13 protein-coding genes are annotated in these 20,204 nt (G+C 55.5%); 8 read left to right on the top strand and 5 right to left on the bottom strand.

From position 1 onward, the window contains the following. Window positions 1–60 precede the first annotated feature (60 nt). Window positions 61–909 carry an RNA polymerase sigma factor gene (locus SV7mr_RS22350; protein ID WP_145276879.1) on the bottom strand — a complete coding sequence of 283 codons (849 nt, stop codon included), beginning with the start codon at window positions 907–909 and terminating at the stop codon, window positions 61–63. A gap of 307 nt (window positions 910–1,216) precedes the next feature. Here SV7mr_RS22350 and SV7mr_RS22345 point away from each other — a divergent pair, with 307 nt between their 5' ends. The 3 genes from SV7mr_RS22345 (at window position 1,217) to SV7mr_RS22335 (ending at window position 4,184) form a co-directional block, all read left to right on the top strand. Next, the gene (locus SV7mr_RS22345) at window positions 1,217–1,726 is read left to right on the top strand and encodes a DUF6653 family protein (protein WP_419187772.1); all 510 of its coding nucleotides are present in this window, start codon (window positions 1,217–1,219) and stop codon (window positions 1,724–1,726) included. Beyond that, window positions 1,719–2,699: an NAD-dependent epimerase/dehydratase family protein gene (locus SV7mr_RS22340; protein ID WP_145276876.1), complete on the top strand. Its 981-nt coding sequence runs from the start codon at window positions 1,719–1,721 to the stop codon at window positions 2,697–2,699. The genes SV7mr_RS22345 and SV7mr_RS22340 overlap by 8 nt, the downstream gene beginning before the upstream one ends. A 159-nt stretch (window positions 2,700–2,858) precedes the next feature. Then, the gene (locus SV7mr_RS22335; protein ID WP_145276874.1) at window positions 2,859–4,184 is read left to right on the top strand and encodes an outer membrane protein assembly factor BamB family protein; all 1,326 of its coding nucleotides are present in this window, start codon (window positions 2,859–2,861) and stop codon (window positions 4,182–4,184) included. A 71-nt stretch (window positions 4,185–4,255) separates the two neighbouring features. Here SV7mr_RS22335 and SV7mr_RS22330 read toward each other — a convergent pair whose 3' ends face one another. The 4 genes from SV7mr_RS22330 to SV7mr_RS22315 all read right to left on the bottom strand — a co-directional run bounded on the left by SV7mr_RS22330 (window position 4,256) and on the right by SV7mr_RS22315 (window position 12,668). Continuing rightward, window positions 4,256–6,718 (bottom strand): cytochrome c3 family protein, encoded by a 2,463-nt coding sequence (locus tag SV7mr_RS22330; RefSeq protein ID WP_145276872.1) that lies wholly within the window; start codon window positions 6,716–6,718, stop codon window positions 4,256–4,258. A 334-nt stretch (window positions 6,719–7,052) separates the two neighbouring features. Then, a complete protein-coding gene (locus SV7mr_RS22325; RefSeq protein WP_145276870.1) occupies window positions 7,053–8,597 on the bottom strand; it encodes an outer membrane protein assembly factor BamB family protein in 1,545 nt (514 codons plus the stop codon). 139 nt (window positions 8,598–8,736) lie between these two features. Further along, window positions 8,737–11,352, bottom strand: a complete 2,616-nt coding sequence (locus tag SV7mr_RS22320) for a DUF1588 domain-containing protein (RefSeq protein ID WP_145276868.1) — start codon at window positions 11,350–11,352, stop codon at window positions 8,737–8,739. Then, on the bottom strand, window positions 11,349–12,668 hold the full coding sequence (locus SV7mr_RS22315) for a DUF1552 domain-containing protein (protein WP_145276865.1): 1,320 nt from the start codon (window positions 12,666–12,668) through the stop codon (window positions 11,349–11,351). The genes SV7mr_RS22320 and SV7mr_RS22315 overlap by 4 nt, the downstream gene beginning before the upstream one ends. Before the next feature lie 333 nt (window positions 12,669–13,001). Here SV7mr_RS22315 and SV7mr_RS22310 point away from each other — a divergent pair, with 333 nt between their 5' ends. The 5 genes from SV7mr_RS22310 (at window position 13,002) to SV7mr_RS22290 (ending at window position 20,042) form a co-directional block, all read left to right on the top strand. After that, the gene (locus SV7mr_RS22310) at window positions 13,002–13,436 is read left to right on the top strand and encodes a VOC family protein (protein ID WP_145276863.1); all 435 of its coding nucleotides are present in this window, start codon (window positions 13,002–13,004) and stop codon (window positions 13,434–13,436) included. Between the two features lie 68 nt (window positions 13,437–13,504). Then, on the top strand, window positions 13,505–15,820 hold the full coding sequence (locus tag SV7mr_RS22305; protein WP_419187771.1) for a BPL-N domain-containing protein: 2,316 nt from the start codon (window positions 13,505–13,507) through the stop codon (window positions 15,818–15,820). A 78-nt stretch (window positions 15,821–15,898) separates the two neighbouring features. After that, window positions 15,899–17,041 (top strand): N-methyl-L-tryptophan oxidase, encoded by a 1,143-nt coding sequence (solA, locus tag SV7mr_RS22300; RefSeq protein ID WP_145276859.1) that lies wholly within the window; start codon window positions 15,899–15,901, stop codon window positions 17,039–17,041. A 50-nt stretch (window positions 17,042–17,091) separates the two neighbouring features. After that, window positions 17,092–18,567, top strand: a complete 1,476-nt coding sequence (locus SV7mr_RS22295) for a sulfatase (protein ID WP_145276857.1) — start codon at window positions 17,092–17,094, stop codon at window positions 18,565–18,567. Between the two features lie 56 nt (window positions 18,568–18,623). After that, window positions 18,624–20,042: a sulfatase gene (locus SV7mr_RS22290; RefSeq protein WP_419187770.1), complete on the top strand. Its 1,419-nt coding sequence runs from the start codon at window positions 18,624–18,626 to the stop codon at window positions 20,040–20,042. Window positions 20,043–20,204: the final 162 nt, after the last annotated feature.

Raw genomic sequence — 20,204 nt, 5'->3', positions numbered from 1 at the left:
TCAAAAGACGTTTTGGCAGGAAGTTGCGTTTGATTCTGAGAAAAGGGGGCGGAGGTCAGGTTAGGCGCCGTCGATGCCCAAGGGGCGTAATCGATTGGCCAGGGAGGTTAGGATGTTGTGCAGGCGATAGCCGACATTGCCAATGCTAAGACCAGTTCGTTCACTGATTTCGCGATACTTCATGCCCTCGAAGTATTTCAGCCGAACGATCTCCTGGTCTTTTGCTTCCAGTTGATCGATCGCTTCCCGCAGCAATTCACAGGCTTCGATCCGCTGACTGATCGCCTGAGGGCATTGCTGAGGTTGCAGCGAGGCCATTGCCAGTACCGCGACCGGTGATGACGTTCTGCTGGCCGAGCTTTTGGCAGCGGCGTCCCTGGCAACTGAGGGATGGCTCATGGTTTCATTCCCCTGGTGACTTTCACCGGACGCGGTGCCACGCTCTGTTTCCTGGCCCTCAGCTTTTTCACCACGGGCGGAGTGATTGGAGCGGTGTTCGTGATTGCTGGGGCGGCTTTGTGTGAAGCTGCCCGTGGCCGTTGTGCCATCGCTGGCAAATTGTTCAAGTAGTCGTTGGGCTGCTGAACCTGGTGGTAGTTCAGCTTTGTTTTTTCTTAAGTAACCCAGCACGCCGTTGCGGACGCTGCGATACAGCCAGGCCTGCGGGTTTTCCACCGTTTGCCAGTGGACGTGCAGTTTCATAAACACTTCCTGCACAATCTCCTCGGCCACTTCGCGTCGGCGCAGCATTGAAAATGCATACCGCAGCAAGGGCGTTTCTAGCGATTCAAAGAGCTGGCGCAGGCACAGATCCCGCTGGCCAGCGGGGCCGCTGGCTTCGATGGAGCTGGGCTCACCGGCATTCGGTTCCGCAGTGCTCGGCTCGAGGGGGATCGAAGGTGTCAACATGCACTCGGGTGCTAAAAATCGCTGGTGGGAGTCACTTGATGGGAAGGTCAGCCAGGGGGAGATTTCCGTGGAAACCTTGCCCGGTAACTAGATGACTCGCCAGAGAACGCTTTCTTAGGAAGAAAAAGAAATAATAGGAGCAGATGGCTATTCTAGACGGCAATCTCTAAGCTGGATCACAGATTGAGGTGATCCGCAGATCGCTGAAACGAGCGTCACGCTCCTGTGAACAGGCTCTCACGCTGGCTGCTTTGCCGATTTGCTTGGATGCAATTGCCAAGCTTTCCTTACGAAAGACCCTCGTGCCATGAATCAACTTGCGAAAGCCACCGAGCGTCTGATGGCGATGGATGATCGCACTTGGCAACGGCATGCCAACCCTTGGAGCGGCTGGACGCGCGTGCTTTCGATGCCACTGTTCTCCATCGCTGTTTGGAGTCGCGATTGGATTGGCTGGTGGTGCTTGGTCCCGTCATTGCTTACCATTGTTTGGGTCTGGATCAATCCACGCCTGTTTCCTCCGCCCGCTTCGCTTGATAACTGGATGTCGCGCGGCGTGTTGGGTGAACGTGTTTGGCTGGCAGACTTGCCCGGTACGATCGCCGATCACCATCGACCTGTGATTCGAGCCACGACCTGGATCGCATCACTCGGTGGTTTGGTGTGGCTGGTCGGCCTGTGTACCTTTGACTTGACTGCGACGCTGGCTGGCCTGACCGCTTCGATGCTAGGGAAACTGTGGTTTCTTGATCGGATGGTCTGGATTGAACGTGACTCTCCAGTTGAACGTTTAGAACCCTCAATAACGCATGACTGATCACAACGCTGTCGCTTCGATCTTAATCACCGGTGGTTATGGATGTATCGGTGCTGAGACCACCAAGTGGTTGCTGCGCCATACGGATAGCCATGTCACCGTTTGTAGCCGCCAAGTCAGTCAGAGCCGCACCGCCAGTGTGTTTGCCGATGTCGATCGATCCCGCCTTCGCTGCGTTGCCGTTGATGTGCGTGAGCAAGCCGAATTGCAGCAACTCCTGAATGATCACAAGATCACTCATGTTGCCCATCTCGCCGGATTGCAAACCCCGGATTGCAATCAGCATCGTGACTTGGGCATGCAGATCAATTTGGGTGGCACGCAGAATTTGATCGAAGCCATGAAGGCGAGTGGTTTGCCCCTCCAACGCTATGTCTTCGCCAGTAGTGTGGCTGTTTATGGACCGCGGGCGAGTTACCCGACAGGGGTTGTCCCGGTTTCTGCTGTGCCGCAGCCGGTCAACGTTTACGGTGCCTGGAAATTGGCTGGTGAAGTGATTAGCCGTCTGTTTGCCGAGGAGACCGGTGTGCCCACGATCAGTGTCCGGCCGGGCGCGTTGTTTGGACCCGGGCGTGATGCTGGACTGACAGCCACGCCCACCACCGCGCTGAAGCATGTCGCCAAGGGGCTGCCCTATCAGATCCCTTATCGCAGTCGCCAAGATTATTTGTACGCGCCGGATGTTGGCGCCGCAGTGGCGCAAACGCTGGTCGCACCATTTTCTGGTTACGATGCATTCACCTTGCGCGGGCACAGCGTCAACACTCAGCAGTTTGTCGATGCGTTAAGCTTGGCGGTTGCCGAGTTAGGGATTGAGCATCAAATCACCATCGGCACGCAAGAGGTGCCTTTCATCTGTGATCTGGATGAAGCTCCTTTTTGCCAAGCGTTTCCCAAGGCCCCGCTCACCGATCTGCAGGCTGCGATCAAGCAGTCGTTGGAAGTGTTCCAGCAGGCAGTCACAAAACGCTAGCTGTGGGTTGCGGTGGAAACGATGCGGGCAACGGACCGGCGTCTAACGCCAAGGCTGCGAGACTGGGCCGCAGATGGCAATGCTTGCGATCAACAGTGGCCTACTTTCTAATGTGATGTAGAACACTTCTTTCCTTTGCTCATACCAGGGTTACCACCGATGGTCTTTTGTTCACTTTATCGACGCTTTGCCCTCACCGTCGCTGTGGCGACTCTGGCCGTCACCCAGGGGCAGTTTGCTGCCGGGCAGTCGGTGGTTTGGGGCAAGTTTCAGAACGGCGGTCAGCCATACTCAGCGGAATCAGAACTGCCGGTCGAATGGTCACCGGAAGAGAATATCGCCTGGACAGCAGACATCACGGGTTACGGTCAATCGACGCCCGTGATTGCTCATGGCTTGATCGTTGTCACCTCGACCAGTGGTGACAACAAGGATCAGTATCATGTCTCCGCTTACGACGTCCAGTCAGGGAAGAAGGCCTGGGAAGTCACGCGGGAGAATCCCTCGCCGTACAAGAACACACCCATGGTTAGTCGAGCGGCTCCCTCGGCGATCGCAACCAAGGCGGGGTTTGCAGCCTTCTTCGAAGGAGGCTTGTTGCTGGCAGTCGATGGCGACGGCAATGTCTCGTGGGAGCAAGATTTAGTCGCCAAGCACGGCCAAATCGAAGCGCGTCATGGATTGGCTGCGTCGCTTGAGCAAGATGCGGAGCGGATTTTCGTTTGGGTTGAGCGAAGCCAGGATCCTTATGTGCTAGCCGTCAATCCTGAAACCGGCGAACAGATCTGGCGTTCGGCCGGTGTTGGGGCAGCCTCTTGGTCATCGCCTCGTCTGGTGCCGGTCGGTGAAGGTGCTCATCTGGTTTGCAGCGCCAGTGGCAAAATCGTGGGTCTGGATCCAGTCAGCGGTCAACGGCTTTGGGAGTTTGACAAGATTGCCAACAACTCTTCGTGCACGCCGATGCCTGTCGGCAAGGGACAGTTCTTGATTGGCGCCTCGGATGGTCGTGGTGCTGCAGTGGCTGGTGCTGCAGCGGAATCCAATGGCTTGGTGCAGATCACCAAGCAGGATGATGGTTCATTCGTCGCCGACTACAAGTGGCAGGCAGTCAAGGCAACTTCAACCTTTGGGAGTCCTGTCGTGGCGGGGGAGACAGCAGCGATCGTTAGCCGCGCCGGTGTGCTGTATCGCCTGGATTTAGAAACCGGCGAAAAGGTTTCCACCGGTCGGATTGATGCCGGTGGGATTTGGGCGACCCCAATCGTTAGCGGGGACAAACTTTATCTCTTCGGCTATAAGGGGACAACCTCCGTGGTCTCGTTGGCCGACGGCAAGCAGATCGCCAGTAACCGGTGTTGGGATGCCACAGGCCCCGGGGCAAAAACGCCAGGATTCGGTGGCGGAAACGTCTTGTACGCCGCAGCCATCGCAGGCGATCGGTTGATCCTTCGTCGCGGCGATAAGCTGTATGCGATTGGCAAATAGAGCTTGCCGCGAGCCTCGATCATTCAAGCTTGAAACGCCAGTGAGCGAGTCGCGGTTCTCGCTCGCTGAATCTATAACGTCTTCAGACGGCGTTTTCTGCGCCACAGGAATGCGCCCAAGGTCAGGCCACCAAACAGAACCACGACTCCCATGACTTGAGCCCAGGCGGAGCTCAGGACAATCTTGTTGACCAAGCTGAAGTGTTGGTCGTTGGTCTTGGGCAACTGCCCACTGAACTTGGCGACGTGATGAAGTAAGCTAACAGCCATTGAGTTTTCAGGAATCTCTTTATGGCAGGCAACACAGGTTCCGTCACGGGTCATGTGTTGCAACTCTTCGCGGTTGAAGGCTCGGGAGAGTTTCCAGTGATGGCCTACCGTGGCAACTTGATTGCCGTCTCGATCAACAATTTGCGACCAGTCATGGTCGAGATTGGGAATGGATTCCATTTGAGGTTGGGCTCGTTTTGACAGCACCGTTCCGTCGGTGGTTTGCAAGTCGACAAAGTGCTTTTCGTTCCATGGTCGTGGTCCACCGATGCCCAAACCCAAAGCCTTGTCCGACGCGTGACAGGATTCACAGGTCCGCGCGTTCTTGGTCATCGTGTGCGGTTGCGTGGGGCTCATGTCGATCGCGAGCTGCCCCTCGTCGCCACTGCCTTCCATCCCCGCGGGCGTCCTGAAAATATGGTTGGTCAGAATTGGTTTCCCATCAGGACCAATGATGGTGACTGATGGTTGGCAGCCTGGTGCCAGAGGCGTCACACGGCCTTCGCCGTTGATTCCCATGATCGGATCTTCCCAGCGCAGATAGCTTCGCTGTTCGCTCACTTTGCCTGGAATGATCGTGTCAAAGCCTGCTTCGCCATCGTTGGTTCGGTGCTCGGGGTCAGCATGCTTTCTGCCGGCGGCGACCCAATCAAACCCTGTTGCCGATTCATTGCACTCTGGGCATTGATCCTTTTGGCTGTAGTCAACTTTCACGTGACAGCCATAGCACTGTGGCGTCCAGCTGGCATGGCAGGTGTAACATTCCATTCGATCCAAGTGTTTGGAGACGCCTTGCATCGCGACCAAGCCTCGCGTGCTGATCGCTTTTTCTTCGACCAGCTTTTTCAGCGGCTTGAGCCGAAGGTCTTTGCCTTCGGCGGTGTAGACAATCACTTCATCGCCGTCGCGGACGACGTTCTCGTAAGGATTGCCGCGCGCGGTGAGCAGGAAGCCGTCTTTCTTTTCATGTGCATAGCCAGCCCAGGTGTGTGGCAGCTGTTTGTCCGTGATTCCACGTGCCTGGCCATCGGCAGGCGTCATTGCGAATTCGTCCATGTATCCCAACGGCAATTCCCACGGAAAGCGATCGGGAGTTCCATGGCAATCGGAACATTCAATTTGCACCGCCGCCAAATTTGAAGCGGCCAAGAACCCATCGCCGTGAACATCTGTCGACGTATGGCAGTCCTGACACTTCATCCCTTTCTGATAATGGATGTCCTGTTCCATCGCGATGTAATGCTTGCTATGAAGATCCGGCTGTTCCTTTGCTTCGGCGGTCAACGGCGAAGGGTACGGCGTTTCCATCAAGCCTTGAAATGAGACCCCGATGCGTTTGCCCCGGTTGTGGCAGGTGGTGCAGGTTTCCGCTGGCAAGCCATGGTAGCTGATTCCATGCACCGTGACCTTGGCTTCCCGAGTCCCTTGGATTTGGTGAGTCAGCGGGTGTGCGGTTTCGTCTTTTGGGATCGAGGTGTCGCGGCCTTCATAGAAACCTTCATTGCTGTAGGGAATGTGGCAAGACGAGCAACCCATGCCGCGAAAGTCACCGCGTCGGGATCGGCCTTTGACCGCGTGGTGACAGCGATTGCATTCTTGGCGAATGTAAGTGAATGCAGCCAAGCTGGGATCGTCTTTCAGCTGATCCAGTTCATCGAAGCCCAGTGCTTCGGGCAGCGGTTCATGCCTTTCAACAAAGACGTTGGGCTCAAGCTCTGTCAGACGCTGCATGTACTGGCGATAGGCGTCTGTCCCCAATCTTGCTTTGGGGTCCTTGGGGTTTTCAACGGCATAGTTGGCGTACTTATGCTCGTAACCTGTTAAGGCACCAAAGGACCAACAGGTGCCTTGGATCTTCCCTGCTTCGGTCATCATCAGGCTTTGCCACTGCACGCGGACTTGTTCTTCGTGACAGCGTCCACAGGTTTGCGCATTCACCCAGGGGCTGCCAGGATCTGGATAGAAGTCCTCTCCGCCGTGGGCAATGGCTTTGTCTTTCGTCTCCGTTGCGTCGCCGTTATGACAGATGATGCAGCCAGCCGGGTCGCCTGCGGCTTCGCCTTGGGCCATGATCTGGTTGAGCATCTCGGAACCGATTTCGCGAATCGGTTCAATTTCTCCATGGCAGGCCATGCAGCCCGATTGCTTGGCTTTGGGGAAGTGATCCACCAAACGCTCTTGCGCTGCGACTGGGCTCATCAGCCAGGCCAGAGCACAAAACAACGCTGCGGTGATCTTCGATTGTGGCGTGTGGGCACGGTGCATGAAGTTGCCTCGGTCAAGTTGCTGACGTCTAAGAGGAGCAGCGGTGGATCAGCAGCTATTGATACGGAAGCCAAATGATGCGGAGCAAACGGGCATCCAAGCGGGTCGCTCGGAGCCTCGTCAACGCCGCTGACGCAGTTGGCCGCCATCCTGCAGAATTGCTCTGGATTGCTAATCTCCCCAGCTTGCCAGTTCAATGCAAGCTCACTTGCCCAGAAAGCGGTGGCCGCTGGCAAACTTCATCCAGACTCGGGTGGTGGAGATTAAACGCAAGGGCATGCACCGAGCCATCACGTTGATGGTCTTCCGATCTGCATTGACACCCAGCGGTGCGCTATTGAATGCAGATAATCTCGCGTGCGGTGCGCTGGTACAGACAGCCTTCCGCCGCGGTCAGTGGAGCCAGCGTCCAGGTTTCGCCGGGTTTGCCCAAATCGTTCACTGCCACCAAGGCCCGTTGGTCAAAGGTCTCGGCGGTGGCATCGACCACGTACACGGTCCCTAACACGGTTGTGAAATAGATGTGGTTATTGATCACGATCGGTGTTGCCGCTGAGATATGCCCAAAGCCGTGGCTCAAGCGACGCTTGTCACCTTCGACGACGAAGCCGGATCCTGTGGCATCGCCGGAGTCGAACTGTTTCCATTGGTAAACTTTCTTACCAGCTTCATAGCGCACTTGGAGAGGAACTTGCAAGTGGTTGACTTCGCCCGATTCAAGATCGATGCGTCCCAAGGTGCCAGCCTGACCTCCCAGAAAGAAATGGTAGCGGCCAACACCGATGTTGCTGCGATGAGTCAGCATGTGTTTGCTTTTGCCTTTCTCAACCGCCTGTGGCGCCAGGTACTTGCCCGCTGATTCGTCAAAGCGAATGATCGAGCCTTGGTTGCGTACGGGAATCCGCTTGATCGTTTGACCACTGGCGAGATCAAGGACAACCAAATCATTCTTGTCAAAGCAATACGCATGCTGTTGGTCAACAAAGTGCGTGCCTTCGAAGTACAAACCAGGCCGTTCCCACACTTGATCGTGGGTTGCGTTTAGTTTGGAGAGTCCAATCCCATAGGGCTTTTCTGGAGGTGAGTGTCCGCCGCCTTTAGCATGCAGCAGCACCGTCTGGCCGTTGACTTGGCCGAGCGCACCTTTGCTGTGCACGCTGATGCCTTGCGGCAATGTGTCGACTGCTTCCCCGGTCATCGCATCAAAGGTTCGGACATGCATCCACGGCCAACCGGTCTTACTGTTTTTGTCATAGTCTTTGGCGGTTTGCTCGCGCCGCAGCGGATCGGCCGAGTCTCGCATCATGACGTAATACAGTTTGCCTGCATGCAGGAAAGGCTGGAACTGTTTTGCCGAGTGTTTGGTGCGAACGTCAAACGGCTTTGCCCAGACTTTTTGCCCTGTCACGGTATAGCACGCCATGTAACCGCCGGCGCTGACGAACCAGACATGTTTGCCATCGGTGACTGGCGTCGGCGTGGTGGAATCGGTGAAGGTTCCGTTGACTTGGTTGGGGCGTTTGCCCGGCAAGTCACAGCTCCACAGCAGTTTGCCAGTCTTTGCGTCCAGGCAGTGGCCGCGAGATTCTGCGGCCCAGGTGCCATTGTTGCGATTGTCTGTTTCGCTTAGCTCTTTGAAGCAGGTCAGGAAGAGCTTGTCATCCCAGACGGCAATGCCGCTGTGTCCCGTTTCTGGCAGAGGCATTCGCCAGCGAATGTTTTCGCCCTTGCTGACACTCCAGGTCGTTGGAAAGCTTGTCTTGCTGGATAAGTGATAGTTCTGGTTGGGGCCACGATGGCTCGGCCAGCGTTGTTGTGCCAACGCGAGGCTACTGAATGAAACCAGGGCTAACGATAGCAATAAGGAGTGGCGCAGCATGAGGCAGTCGTGGTGAGCGGAGACGAGCCGCGAGGTTGGCGGCAGGCAGAGAAGTGGGGCGAGCGAGCAACCGATCGAATCGCGAATCGGACAGCGTGTGGAAGCACACGCCGTCCCTGGATTGAACGGTTGCGATCCATCAAGGACCGGCTAACAGGGCTTCGGACCGAGTTCGATAGAGGAACGCGTCAGAGGTCAGCAAGGAGAGCAGCAACGCATTCATGCTGCCACCGCTTTCGCGATAGGCACGGTGGGCGTCTTGAAGCACAGGAGCATCGTTCAAGGTTTCGTTGCGTCCCATCCAAAAGCGAAAGGCGTGACGAACAAACACTTGTTCAGCACGTTCGCTGGCGGCAAGCTTCTCGATCAATTCGATTGCGTTGGAAACCTTCCCGTCCAGTTCAGGGTCACCGCTGTCGATGATCTCGCCACTGGTGTCCACAGGTTGGTCCAGTTCGGTGGTTCGAAAGATCCCTGCATGGTTGTACATCTCGAACGGCAAGCCCAGTGGATCCATTTTCCTGTGGCAAGTCCAGCAATAGGATTCACGGGTCACACGCATGCGTTCTCGCAGCGTGTTCTGCGGTTCGTCGGGTAGCATGGCGTCGACAGTGATCGGAACATCCGGGATGCCACCCCCAAGCAAACGCTCGCGAATCCAGCGACCTCGCAAGATCGCGTGATTGTCCATGGCGTCGGAGTGCGAGACCAGCCAGCTAGGATGGGTCAGTAAGCCAAGTCGTTGACCTTCCGGCGCGGTGGCCAAGACGCGATCGGGCTTCATCGAACCGGTACCAAAGCTGCGGCGACTGACACGGGCATGGATTTTGGGCCCGTTTAGCTTCGCCTGCGTCACATTATGATTCGCGTTGCTGTTCGCTCGATTCTTGGCGTCGTTCACTTTCTTCTTGGCATTGGCGACGGTTTTCTTCTGTCGGTCCAGGCTCTTTTTCAGCTGTTTGTTATCGGGTTCAGCTTTCACCTGGGCTTCCAGTTCAGCAAATTCCTTCTCCAGCGTCTCCAATTGCGCCCGAGCTTCTTTGGAAGCTTCTTCCGCACGCACTTTGGCTTCGGCAAGTGATCTGGCTCGTTCTTCGTTCGTGTTCTTGCGCCCAAAGTAAACGTTGTCACTCCGCGTCGCGACGACTTTGTCGGTCGTTAGCAGTTGCCGGAGGACATCTTTGTCTTCGCTCAAGATCAGTTCGATCAAGCGGTCGGTACTGGCCGTCGCGTCAAACATGGCCCGGTAGTGTGCAGTGCCGCGCGTGCTGGCGCCGGTTGCTGCCAGTGCTTTGGCATCTTTGCAGATGTATCCACCCAGGTCATAGTCAAAGTAGTCACGAAAGAAACGCGTGACGCGAGGCTTGCGGATGCTGGGGTCTTCCAGCATGCGTTTGACTTCGCGGTAAACGTCCTCTTTGGTTCGCATGCGGCCGTCTTGGATGGCCTGCTGCAGTTGTTCATCGGGCTGGATGTAGCTCAGTGCATGATTGACAGCCAGGCCTAGTTCCCAGTCTTTCAACATCACGCGACCATGTTCGTCTGGCTTGCCGCTGGTAGCCAGTTCTGATCGGAAGAGGGCATCTCGATCAAGAAAGATTGCTGACAAGCCAAGCATGACGCCTTCTTCTTTGCCCAGTTTATCGATGGTCTGTTGGGCAATCTCCAGGTAGCGTTCTGATTCCGACTTGCTCGGCGGACGATACGTCATCGCTTGGAACATGTAGTCCACTGCCGCGCGGAGTTTCTGTTCGTCCACACCCTTGTCTTTCATCAATTCGTAGACGGGCGTCAGCGGTCGAACCACTTTGGTGTTGTAAACAATCGCCGTTGGCAGTCCGCGGATGTCGCCTTCGATCTTGTAAGTCTTGGGGTCGTCAGTGATCTGTTCTGGATTGGCGATGCTAAGTGGTCCATAAGCCATGTATTCCAGAAGGTCATCAGCGACGTCCATGATCTGCGTGGCTTCGGCACTGTTGACGGTGTAGAACTCAGGGTAGTTCTCCAGTCCATGCTTGCGAGCGGAGGACAGAATCGCAGGCACGCTTTTGACGGCTGTTGCATAGGCGACGGTTCCGCCCTGCCATTGAATGATTCGGTCGGTGCCAAAGTACAGTTTTAGTTCACCACCATGATTGGTTGGAACCGCATCGCCGTGAGTGCGCAGTCCAGGCTTGGCAGGATCGTATTTGGCTTCGGTGTTGATCAGCTCGTTCAGTCGAGTGATGTGTTCTTGCGGAGTCAGTCTCCAGATTCGCGCAGGCGAAGACGTTGGCTTGAGCACAATGTTGCTCGGCAGTTGACCGAACAACAGTTCGTGATCGACAAAGTTCCCTTTGTTAGGATCCACGAGTGCCTGAAAGCCACCTTTGTCACGCATCACGTGACTGAGGCGTCCGACCACCCAGTCGGAGAACTTCAGGCGTTCAATCACGCCGGGTTGATCCATGTCCTGGGGTGGCATTTCCTTCAATGTCACCTGAGCCCAGACGGATCTCCAGACACCGGCATTGACTTCATCAACGGGACCTAAGTCGTGCAGAGAAAGTCCGCCTTCGGGATCCGTCTCGCCATGGCAGTCAACGCAATGGGTCGCCAGGAACTCACTGGCAAACCCTTTGAAGTCAACTTTGATTTTCTGGCCCGGCGTGTAGGTTTCGCCATTTTTCTGCGTGCCTTGAGCGGCCGCGAACGGCGCGGTGGCCAGCAGCAGGCCGGCCACGCAAAGAGAGTACACAAACCGAACAATGATCATGCCAAGATTTCCTTCAAGGGGCCTGTTGAGTCGTCAAACTTCTTCGCCATCTGGTCGCTCATGTTAAAGCGATCCACGTTTTGCCCCGCAACATTCAGCAACGTCGCATACAGCGAGTTGATCGGCCGCTTGCCTTCGACCTGAGTGAAGCATCCTGATTTGAAGATGCCTCCACAGTTGCCCAGCAACATGACGGGCCAATTGTTGCCGCTGGTGTGTTGCTTGTCTGCGTTATTGCTGGTGTAAACGATCAGCGTGTTGTCCATCATGCTGCCGCTGCCTTCGGGCACGCTGTCCAACGCTTCCATGATGCGCACCAACATGCGACTGTTGTACTGGCGAATCTTGATCCAAATTGGATTGTCGGGCTGCTTCATGTGACCCAGGTTGTGTCCCTGTTGATCAATGTCGAGTCCTTTCCAGGCGCCAAAGATCTCGCCACGACCGGAGCCAATCGTCAGTGTGTTGGTGATGCCAGAGGTGATCGACGAAATGCCTAAGTCTAATAAACAGTCATGCCAATCGGTTTCAAATTCAGGGTTGGTGTACCGCTCGTCGACCTTGGGAGCAAATTCGCGCAAGTGATCTGAGACAGAATCCAGGCGATCACGCAGCCCGTTCGCATCACGGAACCCTTGAACGTATTGGCCATAACGCTGGCCATCGGATTTCGGTAGCGAGTTGCCTTTTGCGGCAGCCAATTGTTCGATTTGATTCAGAACATTGGAACGAGCTTCGTGTTGGCGTCGAATGTCTCCCGAGGAGATGCCGCCATAAAGCATCTGGTACAGGTGGTTGGGATTGGAGTGCATGAAGATCGGCTGGCCAGCGCCACTTGCCGATAAGTTGGCAATGGTCGGCTTGCTGGTCATGTTCTCGATCGAGTCCATGCCGATACACAAGTGTGGCAGCATCGTCTCGGGCAGCACTTTGCTCAATTGATAGTCAATGGTCGCTGCACTGGGAGGAACGCCGTCGCCGCCTCGATAGCCACCCAGTGCACCGAAGAAGGCACTGTGAGATGGCGTGGTGTGCATGCCGTGCAAGCCATTGATGATGTGCAGCCGCTCTTTGTACTTTTCCAACGGGCTGATCGGCTCAGGCAGGGTCTTGTTGGCCAACGATCCGCTGCCAGTCATGCTCTTGGGGATACAGGTGGCTGGATCAAAGCCTTGGTTCTGCATGAAGAAGATGATCCGCTTTGGTCCACCACTGCTGGCAATCGCGCCCTGCGCCGTTTGCGAAGCAGCGGGAAGTCCAAGTGCGGCGCCGGCTCCGCCAGCGACAGCCTGAAGCATCTTTCGTCGATTCAGCATGATTTGTCTCTCTAAAGAGGGCCGCGTGAGTTGGGCCTAGATGGGTGGGTTGAAAGGCAGGTGGGGCACTAAAGCTGCTCTCGTTTCATTGCTTTAGTCGGCAAGATTATTCTACACAAATAAGGAATTGTCGCAACTTCTTGCCAGTGCATTGTTTACGTCGTCTCTGTTGGCTCGCCATTTGCCGAAAACGCCATGGTCGGCCATCGCTTTGAGCCACAGCGGGCAGCAGATCGCTTTAAATAATCGCCAGAAACAACCGGCACACACTCAAGTGGATCGGTTTCATGGTGCTACCGGCGTTTGTTCCCTTCTCTCAATGAAGTCACACCCATGCTGACTCCCTTTCATCTGGCCATTCAAGTACGCGATATCGATGAAGCTCGTGATTTCTATGGGAGCAAACTGGGGTTGCCTGAAGGACGCAGTGCGCCCACCTGGATCGACTTCAACATGTTCGGCCATCAGGTGGTGACTCATTTGAACCCTGCCATCGGTCGCGACGGCACGGTTGCCAATCATTGCAATCCTGTCGATAGCCAGTCCGTGCCCGTGCCTCATTTTGGAGTGATTCTAGAAGTCCCAGCCTGGCAGCAGTTGGCTGAACGCGCGCGTGACTTTGTCGATCAGTTTATCATTGAGCCCTGTGTGCGATTCGAAGGCCAGCCCGGCCAGCAGCACACGATGTTCTTTGCCGATCCCAGCGGTAACGCGTTGGAGTTCAAAGCATTTGCCGACATCGATGGCCAGCTGTTTGCACGCGACTGATGGATATCTGTTGTTGCAGACAGTGCTGGTGCCGGGGGTTGGGCGAACTTGTCGGAAGGAGAGACGCGATGTTGATTCGGATGGTGTTGATGATCGTTTGTGGCGGGATGGTCGCGCAGTCTGCCTGGGCCCAACGGGCTGCCCATCCGCTGGTAAATGTTCAGCGCGGCGACTTGCCGATCATTCTTTCCGCTCCACACGGTGGCAGTCAAGCGATAGCCGGCGCTGCCGAGCGCACGGGACAAGGCGTCAGGCAGTTTCGCAATCGGACGGATTTGAACACTGGAACGTTGACACAGGAAATCGCCAACGCACTGCAGCGCAAGACGGGGAAGCGTCCCTATTTGGTGGTCGCGAAGTTTCATCGCAAGTACGCCGATGCCAATCGCCGGCCACTGGACGCCTATGAGTCGTCACCCGCTCAGCAAGCCTACGACGCCTATCATCAAGCCCTGTCCGATGCGCGGCGCCAGGTGGAGTATCGTTGGCAACAAGGCATCTTGCTGGATATTCATGGGCAAGCAGCCAATCCCCAAGCAATCTACCGAGGCACACAAAACGGGGCCACGGTTTCGCATTTGTTAAAGCACCATGGCCGAGCCGCATTGATCGGGCCCGGCAGTTTGTTTGGTCAGCTCGCCAAGCAGGATTTTCCCGTGGTTCCCAATGTGGACCTCGCTGATCAAGATCATCCCAGTTACGACGGCGGCTACATCGTTGTGACCTATGGAAGTGATCGCGGTGGGACAGTGGATGCGATTCAGTTAGAGCTTGGACGCGACTTGCGATCTGCTGATCAGTTGGCAACGACTGCCGATCGCATCGCCAACGCATTGGTTGCTTTCGCAGAAAACTATCTTCCAGGCCTGGATGTCGATCGCTCCTCTTTGCCTTTAGCTGATCCACCGAAGATCGCCACATCACGTCTTTCGTCGCAGGGAGCGATCGTCAATTTTCATTTCGACGATCAGCGTTTGCAGTCCTGGCGCTTGGTGGACAGCGCCGATGCGGAGCTGTCGGTCGCGCCCACCGGTGGCAAGCTCACTCAGTCGCCCGCATTGAGGTTGCAAACAAGCGACGATCAAAAAGCAAGCACCTTGATGGCTTCCTTTCCACCGACCGGGCTGCCCAGGGTGGGTGATCGAATCACGTTGCAGTTTGATGCCATGCACGACGCGTTAGGGTTTCACGATCAAGCGTTTCAGTTTGGTCTGTTCGGACGACGAGCCAGCGGTCAGACACCTCCGAAGCATTTGCCGGTCGACCGGCCAGCCAGGCCGTTCACCGGTTGGTTTGCCGAAGTCGATTTGGGCAGTCGCACCACGCGTTCATCAGCCATCTTGCGGCGGGCAGGGGCGGCATCGCAAGCGGACCCCAGCCTGGATTCGCTTTGGCATGGGCCGTTGATTGCTCGCGATGACAACGATGCGCTGCCTGACCCATTGATGTTCACTCGACAGCGTAAGATCACGTTCTGGTTTGTGATTGAACGGGGGGCAGCGAACCGGCTTGATCTGTTTGTGCGAAATAGCGTGAGTGGAGATTCAGCAGGCTTGCTTGGCACGGTTGATGCGCCCGCTGATCTTCAAGTTCAGTCGGTCGGCCTACGCTTCGCTGCTCCCCAAGCAACATTGATCATTGATCAGGTTTGCGTTTCACAGCAAAAAAACGAAACGGAACCGAATGCGTCCTCTGTGAATGTCGGTGTTTACGTTGGAAAAGGTGTCGGTGGCAGTTTTAAGGATTTGCTGTTCGAGCTGGAGAAGTTGCCGGGATTGAACGTGCATCGATTGGCTGCTGAAGATGTGGAGGCTGATCAGCTGAAGCAGTTGGATGTTCTGATTCATCCCGGTGGCAGTGGCAGTGGACAAGCTCGTGCGTTGGGTCCAGAACGCAGGGAGGCAGTCCGCCGCTTTGTCGCTGACGGCGGTGGGTACATTGGAATCTGTGCTGGATCCTACTTGGCGTCGGCAGACTATGAATGGTCGCTTGGGATCATGGACGCAAAGGTGGTTGATCGCAAGCATTGGAATCGCGGGACAGGAACGGTGTCCATCGAAGCCACTGAGCAAGGTGCGAGCGATCTCTTGTTGCCGGACTCCGAGCTTCAAATTTACCATGGGCAAGGCCCGCTGTTAGCGCCGGGGAATCATGATCACATTGAAGACTTTCAGACGTTGGCAACGTACAAAACGGAGGTTGTCAAAAACGGTGCATCGCCTGGAGTGATGATAGGGACCGTCGCGATGGCCAAAGGCAGGTTCGGGCAAGGAGCCGTGATTTGCTATAGCCCGCATCCCGAGTTGACAGTGGGCTTGGAGTCGCTGCTCGAGCGAGCGATTAAAATGGTGGCTCGGAAGACCAGAGGGAAAGGCGATCAATGAACCGATCAAGACTGCTCGCAGCCATCCCAGACGCCAGCGTCGACACATTATTCACGGTGCATTCCTGTGAGGTCATTCATGTCCGTTGAAACCTATGATGTGATCGTCGTCGGTTTGGGCGGCGTGGGCAGTTCCGCGGCCTATCACCTGGCCAAAACGGGACAGCGCGTGCTTGGTTTGGACTTGTATCACCCGCCGCATGTCCACGGTAGTTCTCACGGACGCACGCGAGTGATTCGTCAAGCTTATTTTGAACACCCCAGCTATGTCCCGCTGTTGAAGCGTGCGTATCGTGGCTGGGATGAAGTTGAGCGGGCAAGCGGCGAAATCGTGTTTCATCGCACGGGGCTCATTGAAGTTGGTCCCGAGGATGGAGTTGTGATCCCCGGTGTTCGATCTAGTGCCAAGCAGTACGAGCTGCCGATTGAAGAGTTCACGATGGCAGATGCGATGCAGCGTTATCCCGGTATCGCTGGACCAAGCGATTGGAGAGTGATTCGTGAGGTCAATGCGGGGTGCCTTGACGTGGAACGTTGCGTCCAAACGCATCTGTCACTGGCCGAGAATTTGGGTGCAGCGCTGCGCTATGGCGAGCCAATGGTGTCATGGGAGACACAGCCAGCCAGTGTCTCTGTGGTGACAGATCGGGCTCGTTATCAGGCCGGGAGTTTAGTGCTGGCAGGTGGTCCTTGGGCGAATGAGTGGCTTGCCAGTCATGGCATTCCATTAAAGATTCTTCGCAAGCACCTGTATTGGTTCCAGGTCACCGATCAGACGTATGATGAGCCAGCTTTTCCGTGTTACTTCTTCGAAACTCCTCGCGGACATTTTTACGGCACACCCCATGATCCCGGTGTCGGATTAAAATTGGCACGGCATAGCGGTGGGCAAGTCGTTGAATCCATGCAAGGCCAGCAACATCGACCCGACGAGTACGATCAGCAGCTCTGCCAGGACTTTATCAGCGTTTGTTTGCCGGCCGCTTCGACGACACTCAGCCAGTGGGCTGGGTGCTATTATACCTGCACTCCGGATGAGAACTTTGTCGTCGATACGTTACCTGATTCTCCGCAGGTGACTCTGGTTGCTGGACTCTCCGGGCATGGATTCAAGTTCACGAGTGCACTTGGCGCCGTTGCGGCGGAACTGGTTGATCGGAAGGTGGATCGCCAGGCGATCGACTTTTTGTCGGTGAAACGATTCTTGGATCCATCCCCGTAGCATGGTTGCTGCCCTGCGTTGATCGAAGCTCCCTCTCTTTCCTGTTGAAGATGCTTTCTCAAACCCTCTCTCTGCGTCGAACCTTCATGCTGTGCGTTGTCATGAGTTTGGCAACTGGCCGTCTGTCAGCCGCAGCACCAAATGTCTTAATGATTGTTGTTGATGACATGAACGACTGGGTGGGATGTTTGGGTGGGCATCCCGATGTTAGCACGCCGAACATTGATCGATTGGCAGCGCGCGGTGTGTTGTTTTCCAATGCTCACTGCATCGCACCGGTTTGTAATGCCTCGCGCGTGGCGACACTGACTGGCAGGCGACCGGGCAGCACGGGCGTTTACGATAATGGTGCCAAGTGGCAGTTGATCAATCCCTCGCTGGCGAGCTTGCCGCAACACTTTCGCGAACATGGTTATCATGTCGTGGGTGGCGGCAAAGTCTTTCATCACATGCCGGGGTTTAATCGCCAGAGTGATTGGCACGAATACTTTGCGCAGCGTTTTGATGGGCACTATCAAGATCGCTTGCATCGAGGGCACGAGGTCAGCAACTTCGCGTTCCCCGCTGGCTTTCCACTCAATGGCATGTCAAGCGTCAAGCAACTGGCTAGGCCGCCTCGCAACGCTAAAGAATTCGATTGGGGGCCTTTGGAAAAGCAGGACCGGCAAACCGGTGACGGAAAGATGGTGCAGTGGGCCGTCGAATTTTTGAAGCAACCGCCCGATCAGCCATTCTTTTTGGCGGCTGGAATCTATCGACCGCATTTGCCATTCTATGCTCCAAGGAAGTACTTCCAGAAGTATCCCATTGATTCCATCAAGCTTGCCAAGCAACGAGCAGATGACCTGGAGGACCTTCCCGGGGCAGGCAAGGCGATGGCAAGTCAACGACGCGAGGACTACGAACTGGTCGTCCGCGAAGGCAAACTGGTGGAGCTGACGCAAGCTTATCTTGCCAGCATTAGCTTTGCTGATGCAATGGTCGGTCGATTGCTTGATGCTCTGGATGCAAGCGGCGAAGCAGACAACACCGTGGTGGTTCTATGGTCTGATCACGGCTGGCATCTGGGTGAAAAGCAGCATCTCCATAAATTCACTTTGTGGGAACGCTCGACGCGAATTCCCTTCATTGTTTCGGTGCCCAACGCAGCGAACGCAGGTGTGGTTTGCAATCGTCCTGTCGATTTAACTTGTTTGATGCCTACGCTCAGCGAAGTGTGTGGTTTGCCTGAACTGGCGGGACTGGATGGTGTCAGTGTCTCTGCCCTGCTAAACGACCCCGCGATGGTCTGGACGCGACCGGCGATCACTTCCCATGGCCCCGGCAATCATGCCGTGCGAACCGATCATTGGCGTTACATTCACTATGCCAATGGTGACGAGGAGCTGTATGACCATCGCATTGATCCCAATGAATGGAATAACTTGGCGGCAGACCCTTCGTTTCAGCAGACGTTAGAATCGCTGCGTCGCTGGGTTCCAACTCAAGATGCCAAGCCGTTTAGGCGACGCAAGAAAGCTCAGTAACAGATGGTGTTGTGGGCCTCACTTTTTCTCGACTGTTTGACTTTCCAATGAACTTGATGCGTTTGATTGCTCTCGGGCTGCTATTTGTGTTGTCCGGTCATGCACTGCCAGCGGCGGAGAAGTCGCCAATGAACATCGTTCTTTTCTTGATCGATGATTTAGGTTGGATGGACTTGGGTTGCCAGGGCAGTGACTATTACCGCACGCCTAATATTGATCAATTGGCACAGGATGGTGTTCGCTTTACGGATGCTTACGCGGCATGCGCTGTGTGTTCACCGACTCGAGCGGCGATCTTGACCGGTAAGTATCCCGCTAGGTTGTTATTAACCGATTGGTTGCCATCGGGGCGTTGGGATCCGCAAGCAAAGTTAATCGAAGGGCGTAAGCTTCGCGGGCTTCCTGTGGAAGAATTCACACTCGCAGAAGCGTTGCAGCGAGCTGGGTATCGGACCATTCATCTTGGCAAGTGGCACTTGGGCAGTGAGCCGTTTTGTCTGCCTGAGCATCATGGATTTGATATCAACGTTGCTGGCAACGCACATGGCGCACCGGGCCAGTACTTTTATCCCTACCAAGGGAACTGGAAAATCCCGACCACGACGCATCGAGCGAGATGGCATGTGCTGCCCGATGGCGATGCGGGTGAGTACTTGACCGACCGCCTGACCGACGAGGCAGTGAAGTTGATTTCAGAGACCGACGGGAAGCCGTTCTTTCTGTACTTCCCACACTATGGTGTTCACACCCCGTTGCAAGCGCCAAAAAAATTGGTTGCCAAGTACGAAGGCGTGACCAAGGCTAAGCGGCAAGGAAAAGCCGTTTATGCAGCGATGGTGGAAAGCATTGATCAAAGTGTTGGACGCGTGATGGCTGCCTTGCAACAAGAGGGTTTGGCAGACAATACCATGGTGATCTTTACCTCCGATAATGGTGGGTTCTACAACGCCACCAGCAATGCTCCGCTGCGTGCGAACAAAGGAGCCTATTACGAGGGTGGGATTCGCGTCCCGTTGATTGTGAAATGGCCGGGGCTGGCAACTCCCGGTCGCGTGGTCGACGAGCCGGTGATCAGTAGCGATTTGTACCCCACTTGCTTGGCGGCAGCGGGGTTGTCGATGTTGCCGTCTCAGCATCTTGATGGAGTCAATTTGCAGCCCCTGTTAAGTGAAACAGAGACGCTCTCGCGAGAGGCTTTGTTTTGGCATTTCCCACATTACAACCAGCATCCCTCTAGCCATCCTTCAAGCGTGATTCGCAAAGGCGACTGGAAACTGATCGAATCCTTTGATCCGGCTGCGGTGGAACTGTACAACCTGAAAAACGATCTGAGCGAGACGACCGATCTGGCTAACCAGTTTCCGCAGCGACGCAAAGCATTGTTAGCCGAGCTAGAGGCATGGCGTGATGAAGTGGATGCCGAACGGATGCGACCGAATCCCAACTTTTCAGCCGACAGCAAGTCAAGTCGTTGAATGCTGAAACGCAAGCGTGTTTGTTTTGCGTGGGGCACGGACGGGATTGATCACGACAGGCGAGGTGGATTCGATTACCATGGGGCACCGATTGGTCGCGACAAGACTTTTACTGAATTGATCTCGTTCACCCCTGTTGAGCATGGTTGTCATCCGGATTGC

Source organism: Stieleria bergensis, from assembly GCA_007745635.1.
GTDB classification, from domain to species: Bacteria; Planctomycetota; Planctomycetia; order Pirellulales; family Pirellulaceae; genus Stieleria; species Stieleria bergensis.
The sequence above is the reverse complement of the archived record's forward strand: the minus strand, read 5'-3'. Positions and strand labels throughout refer to the sequence as shown.